Origin of the sequence: Vibrio hepatarius (genome assembly GCF_011806575.1) — a bacterium.
GTDB lineage: Bacteria > Pseudomonadota > Gammaproteobacteria > Enterobacterales > Vibrionaceae > Vibrio > Vibrio hepatarius_A.
Genome location: NZ_JAATOO010000056.1, coordinates 1 through 4,037, shown reverse-complemented (window position 1 = coordinate 4,037; position 4,037 = coordinate 1). Strand labels below are relative to the sequence as shown.

Sequence of the window (4,037 nt, the reverse complement as noted above, 5' to 3'; positions counted from 1 at the left end):
TTTGAACTAGCTTTAGTGTTTACGGCACAATGGTTTAGTTTGGGTGGTGGCGTTGTTCACCCCTTAATGCGGCGTTATGCGTCTAGAGGTAATTTATGAATAAAGGTCAATCAACAATATTGTTGGATGAGCGTTGGAAATTAGAAGACTTTACAATTCTCACTAAAGAATACCAGCAGCTTTATGGCTTTTTCCATGCGTTGCGAGCAATTGATGAAGGAAAGTTTTCTAACCTAGAATTTGAGCGGATGCCTTGGCTTGGTGGCGGAAGCGTCGTTGGCTTTTTCAGCATTGTTGGAAAGTTTGTTAACCATGAGGATCAACCTGTGGTGAAACGTATTCAATATGCTTCGCCAGGCTATATTGAACTTACACTTTTAACTGAAGTAGCCAAAGATATTGGCATCATCGTTAGTGCTCTTGCTGGTGCAATTACAAGTGCAGCAGGCACGTATCATGTCATTTATTCTCAATATCAAAAGCGAAAACTCACTCAGCTAAAGATCAAGGATTTGGAAGCAAAGCAATTGAGAGACGAAATCGCTTTTGTTAAAGAATCGGTTGTAGATCTCCATGAAACATTCAAGTTAACTCCAAAGCAAGTCAAAGCGCTACACCAACTATCTAAAGGTGATGAACTAGTTCAACTTAAAATGTTGCTTGCGCTATATCGAAGAGCTAAGCCTGTTGCGGAGTTGCAGGTACAAAACAAGGCAAACTTTAAAGACGCATAACAAAGCGTTTAAGACGGATTCACAACGCTTAGCATTTTTGGTTTGTATCAGCTTAAGTGTTTACAGCACAATGGTTTAGGCTCAGTGGTTGCGTTGTTCACCACTTAACGCGGCGTTAGCTTTTTGTAGCAGACTATCAGAATTTACGATTTTAATTTCAATGTATGATACTGTGACTTTAGTATTTTGGCTGCGTATAATGGAATTATTTTTATGATGCTTGTTAACTATTTGAATGAAAACTTCATCACTTTGGAAGAACTGGCGAGCGTAACGAAAATCGACCAACAAGAGATTAAGGGTTATCAAACCGAGAAGCTGATGCCATTGGCATCATACAAGTTAGATGTTGCACTCAACTGTAGTTCATTTACTGGTGCTCATAGTGAAAACTATGTCATGGAGTACTATGCAAAAGGATATATTTCTTGGCTAAGCACAGTTCACACATTAAAAAGTGAAGAGCGCGTATTCGAGGAGTTCTCTAATCGCTATCGTAGGGCACTTTCTGTTTTAAAAGGTGCAAAATGTGAGGTTGATATCCCAGGATTGAACGAAATAATCATGGAAGACTGGGAGCATTTTTTACAAGGCACTTATGGGCTTTGTACTAAAACGGGGCTTCCGGAAGATATAGCAGCGAAAGGATTCGCGGTTGAACAAATCAAAGCCCTGTTAGAACGTGATGTACTTGATAGTAACGAAATAAAGCGCCTCGAGTACTTTGTTAACCTATTGGATAACGCTAGTTCACCTTTTGCCCCACATGAAAGGCTAAATAGTTCAAGACATCGTTTAGTTAATGAAGTTCGACGAAAATATAAGCTTCAAAGCTAACAAAGCATTTAAGAGTGATTCCCAACGCTTGGCATTTTCAGTTCAAGGTTGGGTTTCGTGTCTACAGTGCAATGGTTTAGGTTTGGTTGCTGCGTTGCTCACACCTTAATGCGGCGTTATAAGAATTATCAGGGAGTATCGATTGGAAGTAGTTGTTCAAAGAATTTTTAAGAGAGTTCTACTGATATTTGCTGGATCTGGATTGTTAACCAATGCAATGTATGTCTACGGTCTTGGTTACTACCAAGGGTATGTGGAAGCTTTTGGTTTTGAATATGCATTTTTCTCTATAGACTGGGCTAATGCAATAGTATGGACATATTATGCAAGTAGGGAACTAGGCGTAAACTTAATAATTGTAATGGGTACATATCCCCATGCAGTATTAGTGATTTTCCCTACGGTGTATTTATTTGCAAGGGTTTGGTCGTCTTTAACCGCAGAAACTACAACCTCAAATGTACAAGCTACAAATGCAAATGGTCTTAAAAACTATAGGTCGAAAGTACGTTATGTGCGCTTTAAAGCCACTCATCCGTTTCTATTTGCTTATATCCTCAAACCACTAGCATGGCTCTTTGCGAAGGAGCAGGCATTTTTTGCTTTCTTGGCGTCATATTTTTTCTTATTCATTTTATGTCTACTACCTCTGTTCGTTTCTATATGGGTATTTTTGCCTAGCGTTGGCAATCAACATGGTCAACTAGTTGTGTCAGAGTACCTAAACGGGAAAAATGGTAAAATTTGTGAAAGGACTGAGAACGGCTGGAATCCCTGCGTTTCAATTAAGACTAAGCACCTTAAGGAGTATAACCCGACTATTGAAGAAGAAGTCACAGGTTTAATTATCTTAAAAAACGGGTCTTATGTTGGTCTTTATACAGAAAGTGGCTCAATTACAATGACATTACCGCAAGGCTTTTACTATAAAAATGAACAGCTATAAAAATTCGTATAACAAAGCGTTTAAGACGGATTCACAACGCTTGGCGATTTCAGTTTAAGTTGAATTTAGTGTTTAAGGTACAAGGGTTTAGGTTTGGTGCTTGGCGTTGCTCACCACTTAACGCGGCGTTATATGCTTCGAGGAAAAATGATGCATCGATATTATTTAGATGAAAGTGGAAACAGTGGTGACTTACTCAAATCCGATTTTTCACTTAAGTTTGGTGGTCAGCCATTATTCTCTTTATCTTGCGTCGGAATTGACGATGAGGAGAGAATGGCACTTAAACTATCTGAGCTGAAAGAAAAATATGATGTTGATAGTGAACTAAAATCTTCAGAGATCTACACAGAAAAACCGGACTTCTTCCTCGAACTTGTTGAATACCTGATTCAAAATCGCGTCCCTATACTCATCGAGTTGGTGGATAAAAAATTTTGTGTTATCGCGAACCTTATTAGTAGCCTCATTATTCCAATATATAGTGAAATCGATGAAACCCATGGTCAAAACCAGCTAGCCAGAAACCACTTAGCTAACTATATGTGGTATCAGCTACCAGATCACTATTTGAGGTTATTCAATAATGCTTGTGTTCAAAGAGAAGCAGATGAAATTAACCACTTACTTGAGGAACTCAAGGGCTTTTTCGGAAGCTCTGACTGTCAAATGTTAGAAAAAGAGCAGGTTAAAAAGCTAATATCAGCTTCTATTGATGAGTTTCAAACTTGTTGTAGTGCAATTGGCGAGAGTAAGGCTGTTGAACGTTACCTTCCTATTCCCGACATACTTAACAAAAGTAAAAGGAAGTCCAAAGCGAAAAGGGTTAATATTCTTCCACATGTTCACTCTTTTTTTAATATGATTGGTCGTCTAAATATGTACCATCAGGGAGATATCGCGAATGTGACTCTAGTCCATGATGAACAAAAAGATTTTGATGTTATTTTAGCAAAGTCAAAAGAGTATCTTGTTGAAAACAGTATTTCACCTAACTCTCCTCCAACGCCAAATTCAAATTTAAATGTTTGTAGTGACTTTACCCTAGAGTTTGTCGACTCAGAAAACAGTGTTGGTGTTCAAGTGGCTGATTTGGTTGCTGGTTTTTATGTCAGGTTTATCAACGAGGCTTTTTATGAGTGCAAAAAAGTAGAGAGTGTTTATACCAAGACATTTTCTAGGTTAGTTGGGTACCAAGATTTCCATTCACCTTTAGGGTGCAACTTTGTCTTGCCTCATGACAAACAGCAAAGAGTATTCAGAGTCTTCCATTTTTAATAAGGCGCATATAACAATCTGTTTAAGAGTGATTCGCAACGCGTGGCATTTTTACCATGCGTTGGTTTAAGTGATTAAGGTGGTATACGGCGGCATCGGTATTACGTTGCTCACACCTTAACAGGGCGTTATACGCAGGGTGAGTTTTGCAGTTAATCTCTGGCTTCAAAGTCACTTTCTCTTGTGACTTAACACTTTGCCTCATTCGTATTATTTCTTCGTATTTCCGCTAAATCATCAGA

4 protein-coding genes are annotated in these 4,037 nt (G+C 38.6%); all 4 read left to right on the top strand.

The window, feature by feature from the left end; translation table 11 throughout:
* Positions 1-95: 95 nt before the first annotated feature.
* The 4 genes from HCZ42_RS21515 to HCZ42_RS21500 all read left to right on the top strand — a co-directional run bounded on the left by HCZ42_RS21515 (position 96) and on the right by HCZ42_RS21500 (position 3,795).
* Positions 96-734, top strand: a complete 639-nt coding sequence (locus tag HCZ42_RS21515) for a hypothetical protein (protein ID WP_109174082.1) — start codon at positions 96-98, stop codon at positions 732-734.
* A 213-nt stretch (positions 735-947) separates the two neighbouring features.
* Positions 948-1,571: a DUF6058 family natural product biosynthesis protein gene (locus HCZ42_RS21510; RefSeq protein WP_123768048.1), complete on the top strand. Its 624-nt coding sequence runs from the start codon at positions 948-950 to the stop codon at positions 1,569-1,571.
* 142 nt (positions 1,572-1,713) lie between these two features.
* Complete coding sequence (locus tag HCZ42_RS21505) at positions 1,714-2,517, top strand: hypothetical protein (protein ID WP_167422709.1); 804 nt, start codon at positions 1,714-1,716, stop codon at positions 2,515-2,517.
* 96 nt (positions 2,518-2,613) lie between these two features.
* Positions 2,614-3,795 carry a DUF3800 domain-containing protein gene (locus HCZ42_RS21500; RefSeq protein ID WP_368484203.1) on the top strand — a complete coding sequence of 394 codons (1,182 nt, stop codon included), beginning with the start codon at positions 2,614-2,616 and terminating at the stop codon, positions 3,793-3,795.
* Positions 3,796-4,037: the final 242 nt, after the last annotated feature.